Origin of the sequence: Sphingobacterium paramultivorum (genome assembly GCF_014109745.1) — a bacterium.
Classification (GTDB): Bacteria; Bacteroidota; Bacteroidia; order Sphingobacteriales; family Sphingobacteriaceae; genus Sphingobacterium; species Sphingobacterium paramultivorum.
In genome coordinates this window covers 405,532-430,456 of sequence record NZ_CP058555.1, presented here as the reverse complement: position 1 = coordinate 430,456, position 24,925 = coordinate 405,532, and the positions used below count along the sequence as shown (strand labels likewise).

The 24,925-nt window shown below is 43.8% G+C and carries 13 protein-coding genes; 8 read left to right on the top strand and 5 right to left on the bottom strand.

Features of this window, described 5'->3' with window-relative positions; genetic code table 11:
- Positions 1-114 precede the first annotated feature (114 nt).
- Entirely contained in the window at positions 115-4,194 is a 4,080-nt protein-coding gene (locus HS960_RS01665; RefSeq protein ID WP_159727886.1) for a hybrid sensor histidine kinase/response regulator transcription factor, read from the bottom strand.
- Between the two features lie 440 nt (positions 4,195-4,634).
- On the opposite strand from HS960_RS01665, the gene HS960_RS01660 reads away from it, so the two are divergent.
- The 8 genes from HS960_RS01660 (at position 4,635) to HS960_RS01625 (ending at position 19,851) form a co-directional block, all read left to right on the top strand.
- Complete coding sequence (locus HS960_RS01660; RefSeq protein WP_228280173.1) at positions 4,635-7,817, top strand: SusC/RagA family TonB-linked outer membrane protein; 3,183 nt, start codon at positions 4,635-4,637, stop codon at positions 7,815-7,817.
- A 10-nt stretch (positions 7,818-7,827) separates the two neighbouring features.
- Positions 7,828-9,723 carry a RagB/SusD family nutrient uptake outer membrane protein gene (locus tag HS960_RS01655; RefSeq protein WP_120332425.1) on the top strand — a complete coding sequence of 632 codons (1,896 nt, stop codon included), beginning with the start codon at positions 7,828-7,830 and terminating at the stop codon, positions 9,721-9,723.
- A gap of 27 nt (positions 9,724-9,750) precedes the next feature.
- Positions 9,751-12,630, top strand: coding sequence for a SusC/RagA family TonB-linked outer membrane protein (locus tag HS960_RS01650; RefSeq protein ID WP_182331111.1), 2,880 nt, complete (start codon positions 9,751-9,753; stop codon positions 12,628-12,630).
- 21 nt (positions 12,631-12,651) lie between these two features.
- Complete coding sequence (locus HS960_RS01645; RefSeq protein WP_227550197.1) at positions 12,652-14,415, top strand: RagB/SusD family nutrient uptake outer membrane protein; 1,764 nt, start codon at positions 12,652-12,654, stop codon at positions 14,413-14,415.
- A gap of 16 nt (positions 14,416-14,431) precedes the next feature.
- Positions 14,432-15,457 (top strand): DUF5627 domain-containing protein, encoded by a 1,026-nt coding sequence (locus HS960_RS01640; protein ID WP_182331110.1) that lies wholly within the window; start codon positions 14,432-14,434, stop codon positions 15,455-15,457.
- A gap of 23 nt (positions 15,458-15,480) precedes the next feature.
- Entirely contained in the window at positions 15,481-17,166 is a 1,686-nt protein-coding gene (locus HS960_RS01635; protein WP_202883734.1) for an endo-1,4-beta-xylanase, read from the top strand.
- Positions 17,167-17,197: 31 nt separating this feature from the next.
- Positions 17,198-18,928: an RICIN domain-containing protein gene (locus HS960_RS01630; RefSeq protein WP_182331109.1), complete on the top strand. Its 1,731-nt coding sequence runs from the start codon at positions 17,198-17,200 to the stop codon at positions 18,926-18,928.
- Positions 18,929-18,999: 71 nt separating this feature from the next.
- Positions 19,000-19,851 carry a sialate O-acetylesterase gene (locus HS960_RS01625; protein ID WP_159727892.1) on the top strand — a complete coding sequence of 284 codons (852 nt, stop codon included), beginning with the start codon at positions 19,000-19,002 and terminating at the stop codon, positions 19,849-19,851.
- A 123-nt stretch (positions 19,852-19,974) separates the two neighbouring features.
- On the opposite strand, the gene HS960_RS01620 is transcribed toward HS960_RS01625, so the two are convergent.
- From HS960_RS01620 to HS960_RS01605, 4 genes are read right to left on the bottom strand one after another with little or no spacing between them, the layout of a single operon-like run.
- Entirely contained in the window at positions 19,975-21,117 is a 1,143-nt protein-coding gene (locus HS960_RS01620) for a TlpA disulfide reductase family protein (RefSeq protein WP_153846245.1), read from the bottom strand.
- A gap of 36 nt (positions 21,118-21,153) precedes the next feature.
- Entirely contained in the window at positions 21,154-22,605 is a 1,452-nt protein-coding gene (locus tag HS960_RS01615) for a PKD-like family lipoprotein (protein WP_182331108.1), read from the bottom strand.
- On the bottom strand, positions 22,606-23,418 hold the full coding sequence (locus tag HS960_RS01610) for a DUF4843 domain-containing protein (protein WP_153846247.1): 813 nt from the start codon (positions 23,416-23,418) through the stop codon (positions 22,606-22,608).
- 12 nt (positions 23,419-23,430) lie between these two features.
- Complete coding sequence (locus HS960_RS01605; protein ID WP_120332417.1) at positions 23,431-24,924, bottom strand: RagB/SusD family nutrient uptake outer membrane protein; 1,494 nt, start codon at positions 24,922-24,924, stop codon at positions 23,431-23,433.
- Position 24,925 lies beyond the last annotated feature (1 nt).

The following is a 24,925-nucleotide window of genomic DNA, read 5'->3' as shown; positions in this document are numbered from 1 at the left end:
CTTTCAACCAGATAGGATTGCAACAAATAAAAAAAAGAAGGGTAAAAATGTTTAAAACAGATTACCCTCCTAAAAAACTGACCTAAAACGACCTTTTAAACAACAATATTATGCTTAGTGCACGGATGTATTTTTATGCGATTGGATATATTCACTTGGCGTCATTTGATATTTTGCTTTAAAGACTTTTGTAAAATAGTTTGGATTGGCAAATCCCGTCTCATAAGCAATTTCAGAAATAGACTTATCGCTTTTTTCCAGCAAACCTGCCGCCTTTTCTAGTTTCACAGAGCGTATAAAATCTACGGGAGACATGCCCGTCAGTTCCAGCAGCTTATTGTAAAGGGAGGCTCGGCTCATCGAGGTGTGGGCACTTAGCGCTTCGACCGATAACTGCGGATTATCGATATTATCGTGTACATAATTGAGTACTTTTTGTAAAAATTTATCTTTTTCGGACCTGATCGTCATTTCGGGCGCTAAAATAGACACCTGTTTACTATAGACTTCCCTGAACGCCTGGTTCAGCTGAAGCAAACTGTTAACCTTCGCTACCAGTACATCCATATCAAAAGGTTTGGTCAGATATCCCACCGCACCCGATTCAAGCCCGCAAACAAGACCATTATCGACCTGTGAGGCCGTCAGCAGTACAACAGGAATATGTTTTGTCCGTTTATCCTGCGCCAGCTTCTGTGAAAATTCCATACCATTCATATATGGCATCTGAACATCGCTCACCACAAGGTCAGGGTGATGAAAAAGTGCTTTTTGCCAGCCATCCTTTCCATTAGTAGCCTCGATAATCTGATAATACTCCTTTAAAGACTCGCTGAGGTAATATCTAAAATCTTCATCATCTTCAATAACCAACACAAGCGGGCACTGTCTAAGCTCCACAGGTTGTATCTCCGTAACTACCTCTGGTTCAACCCCTCCCTCATATACCGACTCAGCTTGATCCAGCCATAGATCAAATTTAAAGGTACTTCCGCTGTCGGGTTGACTGTTAACCGAAATCTCGCCATGGTACATCTGAACAAATGACTGTGCAATTGACAGTCCAATACCTGAACCCTGACTTGCCACCTTGCCCTCAGTATCATGCTGAAAAAAACTCTCAAATATCGATTGTTGCAGTTGCTCGGGAATTCCGATACCAGTATCGCGCACTTCAAGGGAAACATGCAGTTTCTTGTCGACAAGGCTTATAGATGATATACTTACAGCGATATCCCCACCCTTTTTGGTAAATTTAAAAGCGTTATAGATTAAATTAAATAGAATGCGCTCAACCTTATTTCGGTCAAAACGACAATACAATTTTTCCTGGCATGGAAAAAAAGAATAATCGATACCTTTTTGCAGCGCCATATCCTGAAATGAACGGTATACTTCCTGTACAAAAGATACCAATTCACCATCTTCATCCTGCACTTTCAATTCATGGTATTCCATTTTACGAAAATCCAGTAATTGGTTGACCAAATTTAAAAGCCGCCGCGCGTTACGGCTTACCAAATTTAGTTGATCGCCCAGTTTGCTATCTTTATTTTTGGCAATCAAAGCATCCACGGGCCCTGTGATCAAAGAGATTGGGGTTCGGAATTCATGACTTAAATTTGTTAAGAATCGGATTTTCATTGCATCTATTTGATGCTTTGTCTCGGCATCTCTCTTTTGCTGTTCAATGAGCTGCCTCGCCTGGATACGCTCTTGTTCAATCGCAAATTTTTGTTTTAACTTTTGAATCCCGCGATGTCTGATCCACAGCAGCCCCCCCAATACTGCTAGCACATAAAATAGATAAGCATAAATGGTGCGCCAAAACGGTGGAGCAACATGTATCGCAATCGATTTGATTTCCTTGTTCCAAATACCGTCGTTGTTGCTTGCGCGAACCTCAAAAACATAATCTCCCGGATCCAAATTTGTATAATAGGCACTATTTTCCTTTCCATTTCGAATCCAATTTTTGTCAAAGCCGACAAGTCGGTACTCGTATTGGTTATCCTCAGGTACAGTTAGATTTAGCGCGGCAAAAGAAATTGAAAAATTTTGTTTGTATTTCAGGTTGATGCGATCGGCAGTCAACAGCGACTGCTGTATTGGCCCCTTCTCCGTGGGCTGAGCGATCACATTGTCAATTTTTAAATCCGTCAGTGCGACCTTCGCAGGATTGCCATTTGTTTTTAAATGAGCCGGATAAAAATGGTTAAACCCTTTCTGCCCACCAAAATAAATTTCTCCATCGTCCGTTTTTAGTGACGCACCGAGCATAAAAGCACCTTCTTGCAATCCCACAGCATTAGAATAGTTTTTGAACTTATTTTGCACCGGAGAATAACAACTCAATCCTTTGTTTGTTGAAAACCAGATCCTCCCTTTATCGTCCTCGATAATACTCTGAATAGCACCATTTACTAATCCATCTTTCTCAGAAAGTGTCTCAAATAGTGTTTTCCCTTTTCGCAGCAAACCTACTCCATTGCCATTTGTTCCAACCCATAAATTTCCATTTTTATCCGTATGCACGGCTAATATATAATTGCTTGGGAGCTTATTTTTTGCTTTGTCATACAGTGTAGTCTGTTGTTTCAAAGGGTCATACATCACCAGGCCCGAGCCGTAAGTTCCAATCCACATATTATGTGCCTGATCTTCCGCTAGCGCACGTATAAAATTTCCAGGTAGCTCTATTCCATCGTTTGAGTGCTCTTCCCTCTTGTATTTTTTGACGATAGCGCTTCCTTTTTGAATGATGTTCACGCCGCCGCCATTTGTCCCAACCCAGGTATTCCCCCGAAAGTCTACTTTTAAACAAAAAATATCGTTATTATTCAAATTATCTTCCCTGTTACCAACAGTATATCTTTTTAGATTTCCATTAAGCAGATCATAACAGATAACCCCTTGCTGGTAGGTACCGATCCAAAGCTGATCGTGTTTTCTTTCCAAAGTCAACACCGTTAGATCTTTAGGTAAGTTGGCCGAAAGTTCAACAGACGACAGTTTATCTGTCAATCGGTCATATTTCCAGATACCACCACCATCAACGCCCAAAAAAATCTTATTCTGATAAGCCGCGAAAGAAGTTACTATAGCTGGGTCACCGGTCATACCCTCCAAAAAATCTAAACTTTTTAATCTAAATTGGCTTAAATTGGTATCGAATTTATTTAGCCCTCCCTGAAAGGTACCTATCCAGTAAATTCCGCTATTATCGACAAAAATAGACCGTATCGATTTATGAGAAAGACTATGAACATTACTTGGATCCGGCTTAAAGGTCCGAACTGTTAAATCCCTGGTATTAAGCACATCCAGACCATTGTCCGTTCCGATCCATAAGTCCTGCTTTTGATTGTAACATAAGGTGTAAATGCGGGGACTGCTTAAAGCTCCTTTCCCTTCTCCTGCGCTAAATTTATTGAACTGCGAATCGCCCGGATTCAAATATTTAAGGCCAAGCATAGATCCGACCCAGATACGGCCCTGATCATCTTCAACAATGGAACTAATTTCAATTCCATTTCCATATCCTTCCTTTTCCGAAAGAACTTCAAAACGTTTTATGGTCTTTAGGTCTGCCGATATGCGGAATATGCCATTCTCTGATGACACCCACATGTTGTTCTTTCGGTCACGAAAAACACTGCCCGTTACTTTACCGGCAAAAGCTTCTACAATACGTCGATAAGTTGGATCCATTCTCTTTTGTAGATCATTGACGTCCAAAATATACAAAGCACCATATGAAGCGATCCAGATATTTCCACTTGCATCCTTATCAATTGCATTAATTGCGGTACTGAGCCATTTACCATCTGGGGTAAGATTGTACGACCTGATCCGGTCTGCTTCCCGATCATAATAACTTAATCCCCCTCCATTTGTACCTATCCATATTCTTCCCTTCCTGTCTTCACATAAGGCCGAAATATGGTTTGCCATTAAACTATTCTCTTTGTTGGCATCATAGCGGTAGACATTGTAATGACGTCCGTCGAAGCGATTAAGCCCATCCTCTGTTCCTAACCAAAGAAAACCATAACTATCGCGGTAGATACTATAGATTGTATTGGAAGAAAGTCCATCCTTTGAAGAATAGCGTTGAAAAGTTACAGGCTGGCTTTGTCCATAAGAAAAAAACGTCAGCATCATCCAGGTGAATACCACTAAAGTTCGTATCATATATTTAGGTATGTAATCTTCAATACAAAAAAATCTGTATTGAACTGTCAACTAAATTATCAAATTAATCCCTACTAAACTAGTCTCTACAATCATTTGACCCATGTAAGCGGTATTTTTTGACATTCTTATCCTTCATTTAAACATTCTTGCTATCCACCAAATTTTCCAATGGCTAGCTTTGGTATACAATTATAAACTGCTTTGAAAGGCATTTCCAATATAGGGAAAACTATATGCAAACAATGCAACCGGTTGCTATATAGTTATAAAAAATTTAACCAATTATTATACAGCATATGACAGTACCTGATGATCCATGACTGTCCCTTAGATTTTTTATCAAAATGAACAAAGGGAACACCGATACAAACGTATCTAGCCAATTAGAGAAAATTTAACCAAGAATTCTTCAACCTATTTATCAATCCACAAATGCGATGATGATTACATGTACAATCACACGAGTAAGGCATTGGAAAAAGCTATGGGGTATAGCTAAGCCATTCACTTTACTGCTGTTCCTGCTTTATGTGGGACAGGCAACACTCTATGCTCAGGCCAAAAGGCAGATAAGGGGCATTGTCGTCGATAGTAACCATAAAAAAGTGAGCGGTGCATCCATCAGGGTAAAAGGCACCTCGCTAGCCACGGCTACCGATGAAAATGGAGCTTTCACGATCCAAGTCCCTACAGATAATAATTTGTTGACTATCTCCAAGCTAGGATATGGCCAACTCGAAGTGGATATCCACAATAAGAACACGGTAGAAGTACAACTGAGCGATAAGTCTATCGAGATCGAGGAAACCGTTGTCGTCGGTTATGGTCGTCAGAAAAAAGAAACCGTTGTAGGTGCCATTGCGCAAACTTCGGGTAAAATCCTCGAACGCGCAGGGGGTGTTTCCAGTGTAGGAGCCGCATTGACCGGTAACGTGCCCGGGGTTATTACCACGGCCAGTACAGGTATGCCCGGCGAGGAAGATCCTCGTATTGTGATCCGGGGGCGCAGTACCTGGAATAATACCGACCCTTTAGTCATGGTGGACGGAGTGGAACGACCACTATCTGCCGTTGATATCAGTTCCATCGAAACTGTTTCCGTCCTCAAAGACGCCTCTGCAACTGCTGTCTATGGTGTTAGAGGGGCCAATGGCGTTATTTTAATCACCACCAAGCGGGGTAAAGAAGGGCAAATGCTGATACGCGGTACCGTCAACAACATTGTAAAAACCGTTTCCCAACTTCCGGGAAAAATGGATTCGTACGATGCTTTGATGCTACGCAACAAGGTTATCGAATATGAGTTAGGCATTTCTCCTTCCAGTTGGGCCAACTATCTTCCACAAGACGTCATCAATAAATACCGTTTTCCCGCTGACCAGACGGAACGCGAACGTTATGTGAATACCGACTGGGCAAAGGAATTATTTAAAAGCCACGCTTTTTCACAAAATAGCAGCGTCAATATTGCTGGTGGTACACCCTTTGTCAAATATTTTGCCAATGCGGATTTTCTTTACGAAGGCGATATGTTCCGCCAGTTCGAAAATGCTCGCGGTTATAAAGCAGGCTATGGTTTTAACCGTCTGAATGTACGGTCCAATTTAGACTTCCAGCTTACTCCCACAACCAAATTTTCAACCAACCTGGCAGGGTCTCGCGGTGTCAAAAAAAGTCCATGGGGCGGCGGCAACGATTATTCCTATTGGATCGCTGCCTATACGGTAGCTCCAGATGTTATTTATCCACGCTATTCAGACGGTACTTGGGGTTACTATGCCTTAAACACACAAGCCGGAATAAACTCTGCCCGTGTGCTGGCACTAAGCGGAACCGAATACATCACCACAAGTCGTATTACAACAGATTTTACGCTCGAACAAGATCTTAAGTTTTTAACGAAGGGGCTTAACGTTCGTGGGACAATCTCACTGGACAACACGTTTGTCGAGGGCGGCCGCGGTATCAATGATGCCAACAACAGTACACAAAGTAAATGGATCGATCCCAATACGGGATTGCCAACCTATCAGATCGCTTTCGATGGTACAAATAGATTTGACTTCGTCGAGGGCATAAACTGGACAACCGGTGCCGGACAGGTCAGAGACTGGTCTACCTATCGAAGATTATTTTATCAATTGCAGTTAAATTACGCAACGACCATCGCTAAGAATCACAACATCACTGCCATGGGTTTATTCAACCGCAATCAGACCGGAACAGGGAGTATGATTCCCTCCTATCGCGAAGACTGGGTATTCCGCACCACCTACAACTACAAAAATAAATATATGCTCGAGTACAATGGAGCCTATACGGGATCAGAAAAATTCGGTCCTGACAATAGATTTGCCTTTTTCAATTCCGGTGGGATAGGCTGGCTAGTTACTGAAGAAGAGTTTATGAGGCCTATCTCGTTTCTCAATATGCTCAAGTTACGTGCGTCCTATGGTGACATCGGTGACGATAGTGGCGGCCGTCAATTTCTGTACCTAACCCAATGGGCATATGGGGGCACCGCTGGCATGGGGGTTGAAGGCCGCTACTCCTACTCCGACGGCAATACCAGTCCTTATATCTGGTATAAGGAAAGTGCGCTTGGCAATCCAAATATCCGCTGGGAAAAAGTTAACAAATTCAATATCGGCCTCGACTTCGGTCTGTTCAATAGCCAGATAACCGGTAAAGTCGACTTTTTTAGAGACCGGCGGACAGATGTTCTGATTAGCGGCGCCAACCGAGCCATTCCTTCCTACTTTGGGATGGAGGCACCTACAGCCAACCTAGGTAAGGTACAGAATAAAGGGTTTGAAGTAGAACTGAAATTTAACAGACAGCTCAATACCGACTGGAGAATATGGGCTGATATCAATTTTACCTATGCCAAGGATAAAGTCATCAATGCCGATGCACCCGAGTTGCTGCCCGAATATCAGAAACCGGATAACAAACAAGTGAGTCAAACCTATTCTTATGTTAGCTCCGGATATTACAATACTTGGGACGAACTTTATTCGAGTACCGCGCACGAAAGCAATGACCTAGCGAAACTACCCGGCAATTATCATATACTGGATTATAACGGGGATGGTATTATCGATGCTAAGGACAATATTCCCTACGCCTTTCCTTCAGTTCCACAGAACACTTATAATTATACCATTGGATTTGATTGGAAGAATTTCAGTGTCATGACCCAGTGGTATGCCGTAAATAATGTCACCCGGCAAGTTGTTTTCAACAGCTTCTCGGGCCAACTTAACCTCGCTTATGACGAAGGTTCCTATTGGTCAAAGGACAATGTCAACGCAGACGTACCACTACCACGCTGGTTATCACAGTCGAGTACTTATACACCCGGTAGCCGGTATATGTTTGATGGTTCCTACATTCGATTGAAAACAGCCGAAATTGCCTACAATTTTAATCGAGAATCCAGCGTAATCAAACGACTTGGGCTTCAAAACCTTCGCATTTTTCTAAATGGCAACAACTTAGTTTTCTGGTCCAAAATGCCAGACGACCGTGAATCCAATTATGCCGGTACGGGCTGGGCATCACAGGGCACCTACCCTACGGTAAAGCGGTTTAATCTAGGTGCAAACATTACATTTTAATCCTACCACTATGAAAAAGTATTTCAAGGTAATCTTTATATCTACTGTGATCTGGTCTTCAACATCCCTACTCTCGTGTAAAAAATACCTGGATAAAGAAGAACAGTCCAATGTGTCCTCCAAAGAAGCATTTAAAAACTTTATTAACTTTCAAGGTTATACAGAAGAGTTATACAGCTGTGTTGTCAACTTCAGCAACAACTACTGGACCAACTCGTGGAACTGGGGTGAAGATGAAATGACCTCAACGGCTGGCAATTATCATTTCGTTCACAAAATCGACAATGGTAATTTTTGGGGTTGGCAAAGAGAATCCGACGGCTGGGGCTCCGGCTGGATGGATCAGGGTGATTTTACCACCATCAATGGGGATGTATTTGCCAACCGTGCCTTCCGCGATTTATGGAGCGCGGCCTGGTTTGGCCTGCGAAAAGTCAGTCTCGGACTAGAGAATATCGACAAATTAACCGAAGCCACCTCCGAAGAAAAGAACCTGATCAAGGGGCAATTGTTATTTTTCCGAGGTTGGTTTCACCACCGATTGATGGAATATTTTGGCGGGATGCCGTACATCAATTATGTACTTCCAAGTGACGAAAAGCTGCGGTTGCCAAGATTGAGCTACCATGCCTGTGCGGATCTTGCTGCGGCCGATTTTAGAGAAGCGGCCAATCTATTGCCGATCGACTGGGACAATACCACTGCCGGAAAACGTACCCTGGGTAAAAATCAATTGCGCATCAACAAAATCATGGCCCTTGCTTATCTTGGCAAAAATTATCTTTGGGCGGGAAGCCCTTTGATGAATTTTCAGTCTACCGGGAATAAAACCTATCATACTGACTATTGTAAAAAAGCAGCCCAAGCCTTTGGTGAACTACTTTCACTTGTCGAAAGCGGACAGACAAATTACGCCCTTGTTCCTATGGCCAATATTCACTTGAATTTTTACACAACAGGCCAAAATTGGGCCATGCCTGGCAGTACAGAAGCTATATTTAGAGGGCCCTACATTGACGCATGGGTATCGAATTATGGTACCAGTAAACAGTACATTCCGCTGGTCGTCTCCGACGGAGACGCATTGAAGTTTATTCCAACAGCCAATTATGTCGACTACTATGGCATGAAAAACGGTTTACCGATCAAAGACATTACCCAGTCTGACGCAGAATCAGGTTACAATGCCGAATACCCTTGGAAAGATCGCGACCCACGCTTTTATAAGGATATCATTTTCGATGGAACAAAAGTCGTCCAAGGAAATACACAGGACGAAAAAAATCGATACGCTAACCTTTACAGTAATGGAAGCTATCGAGATATCCAGTCTGGCAGCCAGACAGGCTACGTGTTACGTAAATTTGTCCCTATAACAGCCAACAAATATGATCAAGCCTATAATTATGGATCCAATCTTCATATTTACGTGCCCTATATGCGTTTATCTGATGTCTATCTGATGTACGCCGAATCCGCCATGATGGCTTCCAACTCAGCTACAGGCAAAGCGGACAATTACGGTAAAACAGCAGTTGATGCGATCAATATCGTTCGGGATCGGGCTGGCGTGGGTCATGTAGATGCCAAATTTCTAGGTTCGGCTAACGCATTGTTACCTGAATTACGGCGGGAACGAGCTGTGGAGCTCGCTTTTGAAGGTCATCGTTTTAATGATCTTCGACGCTGGTTGCTGTTGACCGAATCACCTTACACCTTAAAAAAATCGGTTGTTTTTGATCGGGCAGGAACCTTCAACACCGTAGATCCATCCCAAAACCGCGTCGTCAACATTAAAGAAAATGTGCTTTTGGAACGGAAGTTTACAAGCAAACATTACTGGTTGCCCCTAAAGGTCAGAGATGTCAACATGTATCCCGAGTTCTATCAGAACCCAGGCTGGTAACAAGTTTTTCATTTAATCATTTAAAAAATGAAGTACAAAAAATTAAGAATAGCACTATGTCTTGGATTAAGTTGGATAGCTACCGCTGAAGGAATGGCGAAAGAATCACTTAATCCAACCATTAGACAACATAAAAATATTTTTCCGGAGCGCTCGACATTTGTTGGTCCGGACAGTATTGGCACCGATAGTACGACACTTGTACAGGTCGCTTTCCGAAAAGTTCAGAAGAAGGACCTCATGGGCAATGTACAATCCATCAATGTTCCACAATTGCTCGACAAGAGTTACAACACCAACAGTCTGGAAAATCTAGATGCCTTTATTCCGGGATACAACGGTAATATTTGGGGTATGGGTGGTTATTTGGTATTAGTGGACGGATTTCCGCGTGATGCCAATAACGTTATGCCAACAGAAATCGATCAGGTCAGTGTATTGAAAGGCTCCAATGCCATCGCTCTTTATGGTAGCCGAGCAGCCAAAGGCGTAATTAGCATCACGACAAAACGCGGAAAATCCGGAAGTCAACAGATAAAAATTAGAGCCAATAGCGGTATCAATGCGGCTATGAGCTATCCGCAATATCTTGGCTCCGCAGAATATATGACATTGTATAACGAAGCTCGACAAAATGATGGATTATCACCACTCTATAGTGCCGAAACAATCTACCAACATGCAGCCGGAACAAATCCTTACCGTTATCCCAACGTGGATTACTATTCATCGGACTATATCAAAGATCACTACAATCGCTACGATGCCACCGCTGAAATCTCGGGAGGCAATCAACGTGCACAATATTATACCAACTTTGGATTTTGGTCTGAAGGGTCCCTCCTCAATTTTGGACAGGCGAAAAAAAATGGTGGCGCCAATAGATTCAATATGCGCGGTAACATCGATGTGAAAGTCAATGATCTGATCTCCCTGAACGTCGATGCAGCAGCCAGTTTTTATATTTCCAAAGGGGTAAATGCGGACTACTGGGGTGCAGCGGCAACCGTGCGGCCACATCGCTTCTCTCCACTCATTCCTATTGATATGATCGAAGAAGGTGACGTCAACTCGATGGTGTATGTCAACAACAGCAATTTTCTCATCGATGGCAAATATCTCCTTGGGGGAAGTCAGCTGGATCAAACCAATGCCTTTGCAAACGTTTATGCCGGCGGCACAAACCGCTATCTAAATCGGCAGTTTCAATTTAATACGGGTTTAAATTTTGATCTAAAAAACATCTTGGAAGGTCTGGTTTTCAAAACCAACCTGGCTGTGGATTATCAGTCAAATTACAACCAATCCTATAACAACAATTATGCTGTTTATCAGGCATCGTGGAACAACTATGATGGAAAAGACCTTATCAGTAGCCTCACAAAATATGGTGACGACCGTATTTCAGGCATCCAAAATATCAGTGGCAGTACCTATAGACAGACCATCGGTCTCAATGGGTCCCTAAACTTTAACCGTACCTACGGTAATGACCACCATGTATCGGCAATCCTATTGGCCAATGCGTTCCAGATCGCTGCCTCCGGCAGCTACCACAAAACCAGCAATGCCAACCTAGGGCTGCAGTTGGGCTACAATTATTCAAGCAAATATTATGTTGACTTTAGCAGTGCTTACAGTCATTCCGCCAAATTACCACAAGGGAATAGAAGAGCCCTATCTCCTACTTTAGCGCTCGCCTGGCGTCTATCTAAAGAAAATTTTTTGGTCGACAGCAAAGTCGTCAATGAGTTAAGATTATCCGCCTCGGCAGGTATATTAAACACGGATCTGGATATTAGCGACTATTACCTCTATCAGGGGTATTATACCTATAACGACGCAGCATGGTATAGCTGGCGCGACGGTGACCTCGTCCATACCTTTGACAGACGCAGGGGTGACAACCCCAACATGAAATTCCCGAAACGCAAGGAATTTAATATCAACCTCGAAGGTGGGCTCTACAACAACCTGATCACCTTTAATACGTCCTACTTTGTTAATCGGATGAGCGGCGGGTTGGTACAGGCGGCAACACAGTACCCAATGTATTTTATGACTTACTGGCCGGTTTATTCTGACCTTCCCTATGTCAATTTTAACTACGACGAACGCCGGGGTGTCGACTTTGGCATCAACCTGAACAAACAGATCAACAAAACCTTCGTATCACTGGGTTTCAACGGGATGTACTATACGACCAAGGCGGTAAAAAGGGACGAACTCTATGAATTTGCTTACCAAAACAGAGCCGGAAAACCACTAGACGCCATCTGGGGCTTACAGCATGATGGTTTTTATAACAGTCAAAGTGAAATTGACCAAGCTGCCTTTTCAACATTTGGAGAAGTCAAGCCTGGAGATATCAAGTATAAAGATCAGAATGGTGATGGTACCATCGATACCCGCGACGAAGTATACTTAGGCAAAGGCGGATGGGCCGGTGCCCCACTGACATTAGGTTGCAACCTGACAGTCAAATGGAATAATTTCACATTATTTGCCGCGGCAACGGGACAGTTCGGAGCCAAAGCGATGAAAAACAGTTCTTACTTTTGGGTAGATGCGGAAGATAAATATTCAGTGGTCGTACGTGACCGCTGGACAGAATCGACCAAGGAGACCGCAACTTATCCGCGCCTTACCACCTTTAACAGTGACAACAACTTTCGAAGCTCAGACTTTTGGCTCTATAAGACCGATCGCATCAACCTATCCAAAGTGCAGCTGTCTTACGATTTCCCAAAGCGTCTATTCAATGCTAAGTTTATACACGAACTGGGTATTTATGCCACGGGATCCAACCTACTAACCATCGCCAAAGAAAAGGAAACGATGCAATTGAATATTGGACAAGCACCACAAATGCGCTTTTTCAACATCGGACTGAAGGCACTATTTTAATCTTTACTATCTAAGACGAGAATGATGAAAAGAATACTAACCATAGCCATCCTAAGCAGCTTACTATTTTCTTCCTGTGAAGATATGTTTGAGCCGGCTCTTGAAAATAATCTTGAAATTGAAACAGCCAATAGTCGCCCCCTTTACGCACAAGGGCTACTTTTAAATGGATACAACCGGGTTCCGGCTAATAGCTATAGCTTTGATGATGTCGCCACAGACAATGCTGTGAGCAACGATAAAAGCAATACTTACCTTAAAACAGCAACCGGACAATGGACAAGCATCAACAATCCTTTCGACCAATGGCGCAATAGCTATGCAGCCATACAGTACCTCAACAATTTTTTATCCCTAAGTGATAAAGTAGAATGGGCCTTGGATCCCAAGGTCAGTACGATGTTTAACGATCGCATGAAAGGTGAAGCTTATGGTCTCCGGGCACTATTTATGTTTCACCTGTTGCAATCCCATGCCGGAAAGTCGAGTACCGGTGAGATACTTGGTGTGCCTATCCTGCTGACTCCCGAAGATGTCAATTCGGATTTTAACCACAGTCGTGCACCGTTCGAAGCCTGCATGCAGCAACTTTACGATGACATCAAAAAAGCAGAAGACCTGTTGCCTATGGATTACGAAGACATCGGTGCAGACAGTCAAGTTCCGGTCAAATACGCAGGCACAATCAATAAAGACGACTACAACCGTGTATTTGGAGCCTATTTCAAACTCCGCATGACCAAGCGCATCGCGCAGGCAATTCGTGCCCGAGCAGCGTTAATGGCGGCAAGTCCGGCATACAGCGAGGGCAGCAAAACAACCTGGGAGCAAGCCGCCACCTATGCGGGGCAGGTCATCCAGGCCAAAGGCGGACCAAGTGGTATTGATCCTAAAGGATTCACCTGGTACAATAAAGATGTGGTCGATGGCTTAACCTCCGGATCCAATCCGGCCGAAATACTTTGGCGCACCGACAAAGGAAATAGCAACAGCATGGAACAGGACCATTTTCCGCCAACATTGTTTGGCAGAGGACGTCTCAATCCAACACAGAATCTGGTCGATGCCTTTCCCATGGAAAATGGCTATCCCATTGACGATGCCAATTCGGCTTACAATAAAACCAATCCGTACGACAAGCGGGATCCCCGATTGAAGACTTACATTATTGTCAATGGTGCCACAGCAGGCGTAAGCAACACGGCTATCAATACCGCTGCCAATAGTCCAACAAACGATGGGTTAAATAAGGTCGAGACATCTACTCGGACGGGCTATTACCTGAAAAAGCTGCTGCGCCAGGATGTAAACCTCAACCCTTCATCTTCTACACAACAAATGCATTTCAATACACGTATACGGATGACAGAAATGTATCTGGCCTATGCCGAAGCCGCAAATGAGGCCTGGGGGCCTACTGGCATGGGTACTTTTACCTTCTCGGCCTACGACATCATCAAGGCTATTCGCAGACGGGCGGGTGTAGGAGCCAACAATGGCGATCCTTACCTAGAACAGGTAAAAAACAACAAAGAGCAAATGCGGCAGCTAATCCGCAATGAGCGGAGACTAGAACTTTGTTTTGAAGGGTTTCGGTTTTGGGACCTGCGTCGCTGGAAGTTGGATATCAACGTTGCTGCAAAAGGAGTCAGTATAAGCAACAACAGCTATACCGAGATTCCGGTAGAGAATAGGCTTTATGAAAACTTTATGTACTACGGTCCGATCCCGTACAGTGAAGTACTCAAATACAGCAATCTTGTACAGAATACGGGATGGAATTAACATTAATACACGCATAATGAAAAAGATCAATCTTCTTTACGCCATGGCTTTGGTAAGCCTGGCGTCTTGCAAAAATAACGACTGGGAGTTCCCAGATTTCGAATTTCAATCGGTATACTTCGCCTATCAGACACCAGTCAGAACGGTAACCCTAGGCGAAGACATTTTTGACAACAGTCTCGACAACCAGCATAAGGTGAAAGTCATGGCAACCACTGGAGGAGTATACAACAATGCAAAAGACATCCGTATCGATTTTGTTGTCGACAACAGCCTTACGAATGGCCTTAGCTATCCAAACGGCCAGGCAGTTTCCGCATTGCCCAACAATTACTACCAGCTTAGCAGCAATCAAATTAACATCCCAAGTGGTAGTCTCACAGGCGGTGTTGAAGTGCAACTGACTGACGCATTTTTTGCCGACCCAAAATCCTTGGAAACCTATTACGTACTTCCTCTAAGGATGACAAAAGTGGTTAACGCCGATTCCATCCTCTCCGGTAAAACTTCGCTACAGACTGCCAATAGGGCTATTGTATCCGATTGGGATGTCGCACCAAAAGATTTTATCTTTTATGCACTCAAATATATCAATCCCTGGCACGGCAATTACCTGCGTCGGGGTACCGACCAAATTGTCGGCAAAGGTGCCAATAATAGCTTGACAAAAAATATCGTCAGACATCAGGCCTACGTAGAAAAAGACGAAGTCAAAAGCGTCACGACGGCAGCGCTAAAGAAATCGATCTTACCCCTTTCTTTTAAAGGAACTGATGATGTCAATATCAATGTCAATCTGAACTTAACTTTTGATGACGACAACAATTGTAGCATTAGCTCGGCAAGTGCTGGCATCTCCGCTACAGGAACCGGTAAGTTTGTCAAACGGGGCGAAAAAAACAGCTGGGGTAATACAGACAGAGATGCACTTTATCTTTCCTACACGATCGATATGACACAAATGAGTGTCACCAGCAAGGATACCCTCGTGATGCGGGACAGATCTGTAAAAATGGAAACATTTACACCCATCAAAAAGTAGTATCAATTCTATAACGAACAACGATGAAAAAAATCAATAAAACTATCGTCATCCTACTTTCGCTCGGCACCGCCTGGAGTTCCTGTTCCAAATATCAGCCACTGGATTACGCCGTCGATAAACCGGAGAAAGTACTGACGCAGGAAGATATCAATGCTTACAACCCATTAAAAAGTTATCTGGATAAGCAAGGCAACCCCGGATTTAAGCTCGGTGTTGCGCTCAATATGAACGATTATTTTAACAAAGGAATCCTTTACCGCTTAGCTAACCGAAATTTTGAAGAAATGGTCATGGGCTATGAAATGAAACATGGCTCCATTGTGCAGGCCGACGGAAGTCTCAATCTATCACGGGTCGAACAGCTTATCACAGCCGCACAGGAAAACAACATGGCGCTATATGGCCATACCCTTTGCTGGCACTCGGGACAGAATGCGGCCTATCTCAATAAGTTAATTGCCCCTGTGGTGATACCAGGTTCGGGAGGTCCAGCCCTGGCGGGGCACGCTTTAAAAATGAGTAACCCCTCTGTTGTCAATGCCTGGGAAGCACAGACCGCCTATGATATCAACCCGACGGAAGTGGGTAAAGAATATGTATTGAAGATTGTCGCACGAGGCAATAAAGCGGGCAACATTGACATCGATCTGCAGACCACCGCCAATTACACCGGCGACAACATGGGCTCATTAGCATTAACGACAAGCTACAAAGAATACGAACTTAAAGTGACTGCAACTGCCGCGCGTAACCGTTTTATTATCAATTTTGGCCAATACGATGGAACAATCTTCATCGACAAGGTTGTGCTTACAAAAACTGGCAGTTCAACAAGCCTCATTGCCAACAGTGATTTTGAAAACAATATTGACGGTTGGTTCGGTTGGGGAAATAATTCATCCCGAGCGCAGTCCGCCAATGGTGAAGGATATGGCAGCCCGGGAGGTAGCACGATTGAGAAAACACCTGCCGAGAAAGACGCCATACTCACAAAAACTCTTGAGACGTTTATTGCTGGCATGCTCGAAAAAACCAAAGGTTATATCAAAGCCTGGGATGTGGTCAACGAGCCCATGTCCGACTGGCCCGATCAATATGCCTTGAAGACAGGAGTTGGAAAAACCGACCTGGCTGATGATGAGTTCTACTGGCAGGATTACTTAGGTAAAGATTATGCCGTGAAAGCTTTCCAATTTGCCCGCAAATATGGCAATGCAAATGACCTCCTTTTCATCAATGACTATGGTTTGGAAGGCAGTGGCAATAAATGTAAAGGACTGATCGCGTATGTCAGCTACATCGAAAGCAAAGGCGCCAAGGTGGATGGGATCGGTACCCAGATGCACATCGACATCAACACAAGCAAAGACAATATCGTCAGTATGTTTAACCTATTGGCCGCCACCGGCAAGCTGATCAAAGTGTCTGAGCTCGATATTGGTTTGGGAAATGGCATAAAGACTAGCAATGCAACGACTGAAATGTATCAGCAGCAGGCCGACATGTACAAATTTGTCGTTGAAAAATATCTTGAGATCATTCCCAAGGATAAGCAATATGGTATTACCATATGGAGCCCACTGGACAGTCCGGACCAAGAGAATTCATTTTGGAGACGTGGGGAACCCATCGGTTTATGGACCGAAGGATTCGTTCGAAAGCCAGCCTATCAGGCGGTTGCTGAGGCATTGTTAGCTAAAAAATAAGATCATTAATCACCCTTTAAATATGTAAATTATGAGAACAAACAACATGTGGTTATTGCTGATCTTTTTATTAGCTATTTTTTCCAGCTGCTCGCGGCTGGAAGAAAAAACATTGACCAGCGAATCCGAAAGAAGTCTTAAATCCAATGTTTCCGCGCAAGCCGTTACAAGCTGGCCGCGGCCAACCCCGACCCTACATGTCGGAGGCAAGTACCTCAAAGATCCCTGCGACAATAATATTGTCCTGCATGGGGTAGCCATTACGCCAAGCCCTTGGTTCAATGGCTGCCAGTATGGTGCCAACTCCGGTTACTGCACCTGGGATAATTACAATGTTCAGGATGCGCTCAATTACAATAAAGCAGTCGTTGACAAACTCAGCAGCGCGGCCGACGGTTGGTATCTCAATTATATCCGTCTGCACATCGATCCGTATTGGACCAATGATCCAGGCGCTCCTATTCCTGAAGACGACATCTCAAGATTTAACTATAATCGCTTGGTTACCTATACTGATCAGGTCATTATTCCACTAATCAACCATGCCCGCAGCCGGGGCATGTATGTGATCTTGCGTCCTCCTGGCGTATGTCCACACCGTATCGCAGTCAATGATGCCTATCATACCTATCTTAAGACCGTATGGACTTTTCTATCGCAGCACCCATCACTAAAGAATGCAGACAATGTGATGTTTGAATTGGCTAACGAACCCGTTGAGATTCTGGGAACAAATGGCAACTGGGGGACGACCGGCAACGAGCATTTTGCTGCGTTGAAAAATTTCTTTCAGCCCTTGGTCAATATCATTCGTAATAACGGTGCCAACAATGTATGCTGGATACCAGGAACTGGCTGGCAGTCCCATTATCAAGGCTATGTCAATAATCCGATTACGGGTGGCAACATTGGCTATGCAGTACATATCTACCCCGGGTATTGGGGTGGTGTCAATACCTATCAAGCTTTTCAAAATGCCTGGAATACAAATGTTAAACCTATTGCAGACATTGCACCCATTGCCATTACAGAGACAGACTGGGCTCCACAGGGATATGGCACATTTGGTACGGGATCAACCGGTACCGCTGGCGGAAACGGTTTTGGTGCAAATTTAAAATATATTGTGGATCAGTCCGGCAATGTAAGCTGGAACTTTCTCGCCCCCGACGATCTGCTCCACAAAGGGGATCCCAACGCCGGGACAGCTTTTAACAATGATTGGGAAGCCTGTGCTGCTCCCGCTAAACAGTGGTTTCAGCAGTATGCTGCCTCCAATTACCCCATGTCTAACTGTACAGTTACTAGTCTGGTCAATAATGGCATTTACGAAATCGAATTCCAGACCGATGCCAACAAGGTACTTGATTTAAAATCAGGTGAAGATGCCAACGGTGCAGTGCTCAGACCGTGGACCAGAAATGGCGCAAATGCACAGCGCTGGGTCGCTATAGATGCCGGTAACGGATACTGGCGCTTTGTTTCAAAAGCAAGTGCAAGCAATCGCTGCATTGATCTGACGAGTAATAGCAATGCGCTCGGAACTGCCATCCGGCTTTGGCAGAACTATAGCAATGATGCTCAGGCCTGGAAGGTAACTGCTGTAGCCAATGGCTATTACAAAATTACCTCAAAGGTAGATGCTACACGCGGTTGGGATGTACCCAACTGTACCATGGACGGCAATTCCAATCTTCAGCTTTGGGATTACTATGGTACCTCCTGTCAATTATTTAAGTTCAAATTTATTGCCATGAACTAAACACTATCTTTTCGCGGTAAGCCATACTTACCGCGAAATAGGTTAATTTTAAAAACATAAAAAGCTTCACGATGCGACAAACACAATTTAAAATGCTGCTACTGATCTTCTTGGTATGTTGTTTTACCGGAACAACAGCTTGTGCCCAAGACAAGAACTTCCATATCTACCTTTGTTTAGGACAATCCAATATGGAGGGACATGGACAATTCGAACCTCAGGACACCATCACCAACAGCCGGTTTCATGTGCTGGCGGCAGTAGATTGCCCCGAATTGGGACGGCAGTACGGTAAGTGGTATCCTGCCCGGGCACCACTTACGCGTTGCCACACAGGCCTTACACCTGCAGATTATTTTGGCAGAACGCTTGTAGAAAAGCTTCCCAAAAATATCGAGATCGGAGTCATCAATGTTTCGGTAGGTGGTTGCCATATTCAATTATTTGATCAAGATAGCACGTCAAGCTATGTCGCAAAGGCACCCGAATGGATGAAATCCATGCTTGCAGCTTATGACAATAATCCTTATGAAAGGCTTGTCGTCCTGGCCAAGATGGCACAGCAGAAAGGTATTATCAAAGGTATTTTACTTCACCAGGGGGAATCCAATACCGGCGATCGCGAATGGCCCAATAAAGTAAAAAAAGTCTATGAAAACCTCTTGCACGATTTGCACCTGAAAGCCGAAGATGTACCCCTACTTGCTGGTGAACTCCTATCGGCCGAAGCAGGGGGTAAATGCGCAAGCATGAACAGTATCATCCAAACATTGCCCGCTACTATCCCAACTGCACATATCATTTCTTCTGCGGGTTGCCAGGGTATCGGCGATGGACTACACTTCAGTCCTGCCGGATACCGGCAGCTGGGTAAAAATTATGCGGCAAGCATGCTTAAATTGCTGACGAAAATAAAAAAATAAAAAAAGCTAGGGAGTCAATCCCTAGCTTTGAATGACAAGCAGCTAGCCGCCCGAATCACTAAACCGTTCTTTTCTTATAATTTCCTTCGTTATCTTTAAAAGAGATAACAAAACGCTCGATCATTAATTTCCAAAAATTTTGGCCAACTCCTGGTGTAACAGTTCACCTTTTATATTGATAGCGACAATGTTTCCTTTAGGATCCACTAAATAATTTTGTGGTACAGCACGTACGCCATACAATACCGCAGCCTCATTGCTCCAGCCTTTTAGATCTGCGACATGGATCCATGGCAAACCATCATCTTTGATGGCTTTTAACCAGGCATTTTTTCCTTTGGTATCATCTAGCGACACTGCAAGGACCTCCAATCCTTTACTTTTGTATTTGTTATAGGCCTTTAATAAGTTGGGGTTTTCAGCACGGCAAGGACTACACCAGCTTGCCCAAAAGTCGATAAGCACATACTGGCCTTTAAAATCGGATACTTTGATCATTTTCCCTTCCGTATCCGGCTGGGAAAAATCGGGTGCCTTATTGCCGATTTTTACACTTCTCTCCGCTAGAAAACGCGCTTCCAACTGTCGCGCATTGGTCATTTGACGCACTTCTTTGGACAGCTTCAAAAACAAAGGTTCGATCTCACTGAGCTTTCGTTTGTTGGCCGCATCAATAAGGGCGTCCACCGCAAATATTGAATTGGGATTTTTGGCAGCAAATGCAAGCTCTTTTACCCGGCGAGCTTCAAAACGCGCCTCAAACCTTTCATGAATAGCCTTATACTGCTCGCTGGCATCGGGAGCATCTTGCTTTACGGCCGCAAAGGCCTTATTCCCCGCATCAATGATATCCATGAAACCACCACCAATTTCATTTAAATAAGCGACATAGGCGTTATGCAACGGCGACCCTTTTATGGCAGCAGTACGCAATGAATCCTTGATGGTCATATTGTAAGTTTCATTGCCTAAATAGAAGTATAAACGGTCGCCAATATTCTGTGCGACTAATTTCCCCTTACTGTCTTGATCAAAAACCATCCTGGAGTAAGACGGCTCCTCTACTGTTCCTTTGAAACTAAATCTGCCGTCCACGATAGCCGATGAATCCGATGCCGGAAATCCATCTCTTATATAATCCAGATACACTTTCTTGCCATTGAAAGCTTTTGGTGCACTTCCCTTGATCTGGAAGCTAGCTTGCTGCGCAAAGGATGTCATAGGCAAAAATGCCAGTGCTAAGGCAACTATTTTTAAATTTTTCATATTTTTTTGTTTGGTTCAATTTTTATATTATTCCTTTTAGTTACGCCAGGTCATATCCACAGGATTTCCGGGAAGACCCTCAATTGTTTTGAGCAACTCGCCATTTTTCCCAACACGGATATCCATATAATACAGCGCTCCTTCTGCCCCAGCAATCAGGGTATTCTCATCGTCCTCTAATTTGAGCATGCTTATATCCGATTTGATGGTTGTTTTCAATAGATCGACTTGCTGATTGAGCGGGTTGTAGCGAAATACCTGATTTTTGTAGGCCACATAAATATACCCATTTCGGGTCGCCACCAACTTTGTTTCCGCATTGATCCATTCTTGTTTTATAAAGATCTTCTTATGTATTGCGGTGATCATAAATGGTCCATTAAAATTTGCATTGAACTTCAATTCATAAATATGACCACTCCCGTCCTTCGTATAAGCATAGGTATCCGTATTATTGATCTGCACCATTTTGATCAGATCCATGCCTACCTGTGTTGGATCAAAAATTTCAGTATTGACGGGACTATACTGGGTACCAAAATACATAGGGCTACCGTAAATATTGATTCGGACAAACTGCTTTTTATTTTTTTCGAAAGCGATTACGCTATAATTATTGTCTACTGTTGTCAATACTACTTCTGGTGCTAACGCGTAGTCCCCATCCGCATAAGTTCCAAACATGCCGTAGGTGTTCGATTGATCCCAGGTGTTTGTAGTTCCCCCATAAAATTTGTCATTGATTACCCCCATCATTACCCCTTGAGGATGGGCGAACAAACTTCCCACAGCAATCGTTGACGGTGCCAAAAAAAAGTTATCGTGCAGGGTACCGGGTTTTACCGCCTCCTTAACAAGATTGTTTACATCTAACCGCACGCCGGCCTGTTTTGATATAATCCAGTAACCCAAGGGGGTATTTCCCGTAAACTGGTTTTTTAAGTAATGGATATGCATAGGATCCACCGGTAATGGTTCGCCGTTGATCGCCTCATAAATATTGGGCTGTACAGTATTATCGGGCTTTATAAACGAGAGTTTACTAACCCCGTTTTCGACAGATAACACAAGTGACCCACGCGAAAAAGCTGTCGTTCCCTGGATCTTAAAATTATAGAAATATTTCATCCCATTGCCCGTATTGGTCACCGTAAGGCGCGCCGTATATCTTTTGGCCTGAAGCCCGAAAACGATACGCAGCGCGGGACCTTCGTAGTGGTTAGCTTCGGGGACGAGTGCCTCTGGCACATCTATTCGCCAGTTACATTTCACTGAAGCCGCATCGATGCCGGTAATTTTTGGGGTTATAATAAGGCTGTCCCCCACCGATGCTTCATACAAAGTATCTAACCCTGTGATCTGCGGCCCATCAGGCATATCGATGGCATAATTTCCCTTGTCCTTATAACAGCTTTCGAAAGCCAATAGGGTTAAAGACACAATAGCAAAAAATAGTATTGCTCTCAATCTGTTTAAATTTCTTTTCATCTATCTGACTTCCTTTCCTGATTCATCTATAAAATAATACTTACCCGAAGCGCTATTTTTCCTTAATAAGATGCTTCGGTTTGGATTGTCCACATGATAGAATTGGTAGGTCTGTCCATTATCGTTGCTGCTCAGCACGTATTTTTTTTCTGGATGATCCTTGACCCATTTAAATGGATCGTTGAGCATCATGAGCAAGAGATTTGCAAAGTAGAGATTTTTGGGTGCATCGAGCCCGACCGTCGAAAGCGAACGTTGTTCGGTGACAATTAGGAAGAGCTGATGTTTTACCCGCGAATAATTATCGAGCCACATGGTCCACCAGGCAGGCTGTTCCAATTGGGCCGAAATAATAATTCGCGCCCGTATCAGTGTTGGGTTTTCAACCCCAAAGTCATCACTAGCCTTAAGTTTTACGAGCAGTGATACAGATTGACTTTCAAGCGCGCTTATATTATGCACAACGATAGGCATAAAGGCCCGACCGGCATTACTTTCCAATGGATATTCTGATTTCAACGGATCATAGTGCAGGTCTGCACGCGCCGTTGATGAATCTTTTTCCACGAAAGCCTCAAAATGCCGAGTGTGCTGGTCACGGTATCCCATTACTTTGACAGGAACAAAAATGGTATCCTGCGCCTTGGTCATATCGTAGGCAAAAGTATATACAATGCTATCCCGATCAGCGTCGCTCAAATCAAAATAAACATTTGCCGACCTGTCGTAGGTCGCTAAAACTGCCTTTTTGCAAGAACACAACATCAGCAGTGGTAGTAGCAATAGCAGAAGTAATAAAGTATCTTTTTTCATTTTGGTTACGATTTACCGTTGTCCATAGATAATTTCATCATCCGGCAACGGCCATACATAAATTTGTTGACTGGCCGGAATTGTAGTGCCTTGCTGTCCGACAATTGGTTCATTGAGCCGTTTATACGCGAAAAACAATTGTCCTTCGGCAAACATTTCTTTCCGATATTCCTTCAGTAGTTCGGTTCGGAGTTTGGCGTTTGTCGAAATATCCACTTTCTGACCAATGCCTCGATGTTCACGGACCTCGTCAAGCCATGCTGCAGCCTGAGCGGGTGCTGTTTCGTAGCTACATTCGGCGGCGATATAGTAGATTTCACTCAAGCGGATCGCCGGAGCTACCAAATAATGAAGATTGGCGGCAAAACTGTCACCCAACGTATTCCGGCGATATTTGTGAATAGATGATATAAAGGAATTTCCAACGCTTACTGTTCCAAACCATTGTGTATAGCGCATGTCACCGCCACCGGCTCCTGCAACCTCGTAGATGGTTTTTGCCTCATCCTGATCCAAATAGATCGCGCTGTTGTTGTCCTGAAACCAGTCATTGTTATAGGTGTTGTTCATAGCCGGGATATACCAGGCAAACAACAGTTCTTTATAGAAAATCCGATCCTTTTTATCCGCATCGACAGCAAGGAAATCAGTGGCATTGGTCCATGGAAATTTTTTGGCATCAATCACTTCACGTGCGTTCAGCAATGCCTTTACTTTGTCTCCGCTGTAGAGATAGGTGCGTGCCAGCAGTCCACACACGGCATAATAGTTAAGCCGGTGCCTTCTATTCTGTAAAAAGAGGCTCTTGTCCTGTAGCTCCGAATTTTTCAACGTGTCACCGACAGTGGGATAACCAACCACATAGGATTTCAGGCGGATGGGGTCAACTTTCAGCAATTCTTTGGCTTCTTCCAGATCTCGGATTACTGAATCCAATAGTTGGGACACTGTGGACAATTTGGTAGACTTATTGGAATAGGTCGTTACATATGGAATGGCTTCGATTTTGTTATTTACAACCGGAGCCGGACCAAATAGGCGCAAGGCATCAAAATGCAGATATGCTCTCAAAGCCAGCGACTCACCTTTGATCAATTGATAATTGCTTCCCGTAAACAATTGTTTTTTACGGTCGATTTCCTCCAGTATCAGATTGGTATTAACAATACCATTGTATAGACCTTTCCAGATATTGTCCTTTCGGCCAATAAAATTACCGTCATTAAATTTAAACAACTTTGTCTGCTGATAACGCAACGGATCATTGCTTGATAATGCATAGTTCTGGACCAATACCTCCGGTGTTCCAATGGTTAGCTCCTTACCATAGAGATCATCTTTTGCACAACGCGTATATACCCCAATCAGGGCTTCCTTGAAACCATCTTCGGTGGAGAAGAGAACTGATTTGTCAATTTCGCTTTCTGGTTGTATATCGAGCCACTTGGAGCAAGAAAGCGTACTCAGGGCTGTGAACAGTATTAAAACTATAGTTAAATTCTTCATC